Origin of the sequence: Nostoc sp. UIC 10630 (genome assembly GCF_010747425.1) — a bacterium.
Taxonomy (GTDB): Bacteria; Cyanobacteriota; Cyanobacteriia; order Cyanobacteriales; family Nostocaceae; genus Nostoc.
In genome coordinates this window covers 1-3,333 of record NZ_JAAGOG010000375.1, presented here as the reverse complement: position 1 = coordinate 3,333, position 3,333 = coordinate 1, and the positions used below count along the sequence as shown (strand labels likewise).

Genomic DNA, 3,333 nt, shown 5'->3' with positions numbered 1-3,333 from the left:
CCAAAAATTCAAGCTGTCGTAAGTCCGCTTGAAACCATAAACGTGCCACCCCGGCAAACTTATGGTTACAGTCACAAGAACAAAAGGCTAAATGAAAACTAGTCATATTAATCGTAGTTTATGTCGGATAAAAGATAAGGGTATCTTATTTTGTGTTGTAGTCTTGTATTACAAAGTAATCTAAAGCATAATGTGAGCAAAGTCTAGATTTAAAGGATTTGTGTGCTGGAGCCGATTGTCACTGAAAGCATAAGATGAGCAAGTTGCTCGCTTTATGGTTTCAAAGCAGGTTGCTCATCTTATGCTTACAAAAGTAGAGGTAGTGAACTCAAACAGAAAGTAGCTCTGTTGCTCGATTTCGGTTTTCATAGCAGCTATACCTAACCAAAGTTTTAATGCTGGGCATGAATATGTTTGCTCACGTTAGGGTTACAAAACAAAACCTTTGCTCATGTTATGGTTTCAAAACCTGTTTTCGATAAATAATTTCCGACGTAGTATAAAGGCTTTGGGCTACGTAATTGCTCAACTTATGCTTTCAAAGTTGCTCATCTTATGCTTACAGTGACACCGATAGTCACTATGTTTAAATGTTTTACTGGCGAATGACACCACTCAGGGTGTTGAGCAGTATTAAGGTTAGTGTGGCTTTGCTGTGAAACTATGGCTCGTGATTTATTCCACAATATTGTGAGGTCTGCACTGGAAAAAGATGGTTGGTTAGTTACAGATGACCCACTAAATATTCGGTGTGGTGGAGTTGATGTTCAGATTGATTTAGGTGCAGAACTCCTAGTTGCTGCCGAAAAAGCTGGAGAAAAAATAGCAGTTGAAATTAAAAATTTTGTCAGTGCATCGAAAATTTCAGAATTTCACATGGCACTAGGACAGTTTATTAATTATCAGACTGCATTACGTGCAGAAGACCCTTCGAGAAATTTATATTTAGCTATCCCATTGGTAACTTATAATGATTTCTTTAACTTGCCTTTTATTCAAACTGTAGTCAACGAAAACAAACTAAAATTGATTATTTATAACGTTGAAACTGAGGAAATAGAGCAATGGATAAGTTAAATGAATACCGCACAAAAGTTAGGCAATTATTAACTAAATATATCAATTATAAGCCTAGTTATGGAGATGTAGAGGTCGAACAGATTTTTGACGCAGAGTATGACCATTATCAAATTATTAGCATTGGATGGAACAACCAAAAACGGATCTATGGCCCAATAATGCACCTAGATATCAAAAATAATAAAATTTGGATTCAACAAAATACAACGGAAGTAGATATTGCTTTAGAATTGATGGAAATGGGTGTACCTAAACAAGATATTGTCATTGGTTTTCATACTCCTAAAATGCGTCAATTATCGGGATTTGCTGTGGAATAAACATGATACAAAACGCAGGATCTTTGCCACCTTTGCGATTGAGTATGTATTAGTTACTAGAGAGCTATGAGGTAGTAAAAGGAATACTTTATTTTGTATAAAATCGGGTAAATTTTTGTTGTGATAGCCACAAATTGTTAATCATGCTTTATTACAAATTAGTAGGACATACACCCGTTGCTGTTAATTCATTGTTAGAGTGGCAAGATTATTTACACTCAGTACAAGATTCAGGACAACATCTAGTTGCCGAAACTATAGTTGGGGAGGCCAAAGTATCAACTAATTTTTCGGGATTTGATCTCACTTTTGGAGATCCCCCGTTGCTCTTTGAAACGATGGTTTTAGGCGGGCCTCATCACGGGAGAATGCAGCGTTATTCTACATGGGAGCAGGCACGCTTCGGTCATGATCGTACCGTCATAGAAGTCATGACTACCTCACCACCAGATGAGTAATCTCAACTGAACATAGAGTTATTTTTAATACTTAAAACCTAATAATTTACACAGAACTGGATGAACTACAGCGCAGATTCTTTACCTGAGATCAAACTCATTCCCCTTGATCGTGAAGCTCTACATTTCACACAGCCAGGAGAAACTAGAAGACCACCAACCGATATCCGGTGGGTAAAGGTGCTAGAGTTTTTACGCAGCAATAACCTAGCACTAAACAGCCGCAAACTCTACGAACGCGAACTCAAAAGGTTTTTGGCTTGGAGTGAACTACATTATCATGAACTGCGTCCACGTCACCTTGCGCTATATAAAGAATATCTCCGTGATGAAATACTGACTGATGCAGGTAAACCGCTTTCAAAAAGCAGCATCAATGCAGGAATTGCGGCTCTCAAAAGCTTTTTCAAATGGATGTGCTACACGTATCCTGAAATTATTTCTACTAATCCCACACTGGGGATAAAACTGGAAAAAGTGCCACTGCCACCAGCCCAGAGTTTAACCCCAGAAGAGATAGAACGGGTTTGGTCAGCTTTGGAATTGCTCCAAGAAACAAAGCAACGAGATACAGCACTCGTTCACATCCTTAGTCATGGACTCCGGGCTGGGGAAGTTGTACAGCTAAATGTTGGCTCATTTGATGGCAAGCTCCTGTTTTTACCGGACACCAAAACCAATGAACCACGCTTAGTGCCACTGCGAAAAGAAAGCCGAGAAGTCGTGGCAGATTATTTACAATTACGCTCATACCAAGGAGAGGTGTTAAACAGCCTTAGTCCACTGATGATTTCACACCATGCTTCGTACAAAGGTGAACGCTTAAGTGATCACGGCATTTACTTCGCTGTAGAAAAAATTGGTGAAATAGCTCACATTGAGGATTTGCACCCTCACTCCTTTCGCCACACCTATGCCACTGACTTATTGCTATTGGGAGTTGACCCCAGCCATGCCCGTAAGCTAACAGGACATCAAAGTGAGAAAGCGTTTCGGCGCTATACCCTTCGCAGCGAACAAGAAGCGGCGATCGCTGCTTACTATCGTGCAATCGGTGAAGAAGCGGAGTAAGGTATGCCGAAACCGTTAGACCCCAAGTGTCAGTTATGCGCCAAGTTACCAACAACTCAAGCTAAAGTTTTACATGGAACAGCAGGGGATGGATGTTGGAATCCCAAAATCTGCCACAATCGCCGCTCATTCTATCGTCGCCGGAGTGAAAGTCATTCAGCAGAAATTGATGCAATCGCAGTCGAACCACCAGCAACATATTTTGCAGTGCTGTATTTGTATAAAGAACCGGGGGATAAACCATTACACGCGTTGGGTGCAGAACTCTGGCTGGGGCAAAAACCTGTTTGTCGCCTGGAACCAATTCACTGTTTTGGGCTAACGGCTGGCAAGATCCGCGCCTATACAGATCAGGTGTTGCAGTCTTTTGCTAAATCTTATGGTATTTCACTATATCAATATAA

At 40.4% G+C, this 3,333-nt stretch carries 5 protein-coding genes; all 5 read left to right on the top strand.

Going from position 1 to position 3,333, the window contains the following annotated elements; genetic code table 11:
* The first annotated feature begins 663 nt into the window (after window positions 1–663).
* On the top strand, window positions 664–1,077 hold the full coding sequence (locus G1O98_RS37505; protein WP_163939435.1) for an element excision factor XisH family protein: 414 nt from the start codon (window positions 664–666) through the stop codon (window positions 1,075–1,077).
* Window positions 1,065–1,400, top strand: a complete 336-nt coding sequence (locus tag G1O98_RS37500; RefSeq protein WP_163939433.1) for a XisI protein — start codon at window positions 1,065–1,067, stop codon at window positions 1,398–1,400. Before G1O98_RS37505 ends, G1O98_RS37500 begins: the two co-directional genes overlap by 13 nt.
* A gap of 143 nt (window positions 1,401–1,543) precedes the next feature.
* Window positions 1,544–1,858 carry a hypothetical protein gene (locus tag G1O98_RS37495; protein WP_243458662.1) on the top strand — a complete coding sequence of 105 codons (315 nt, stop codon included), beginning with the start codon at window positions 1,544–1,546 and terminating at the stop codon, window positions 1,856–1,858.
* Between the two features lie 60 nt (window positions 1,859–1,918).
* Window positions 1,919–2,929 (top strand): site-specific integrase, encoded by a 1,011-nt coding sequence (locus G1O98_RS37490; protein WP_163939429.1) that lies wholly within the window; start codon window positions 1,919–1,921, stop codon window positions 2,927–2,929.
* Window positions 2,930–2,932: 3 nt separating this feature from the next.
* Window positions 2,933–3,333: hypothetical protein (locus G1O98_RS37485; protein ID WP_163939427.1), on the top strand; the 401-nt coding region annotated here is incomplete at its 3' end.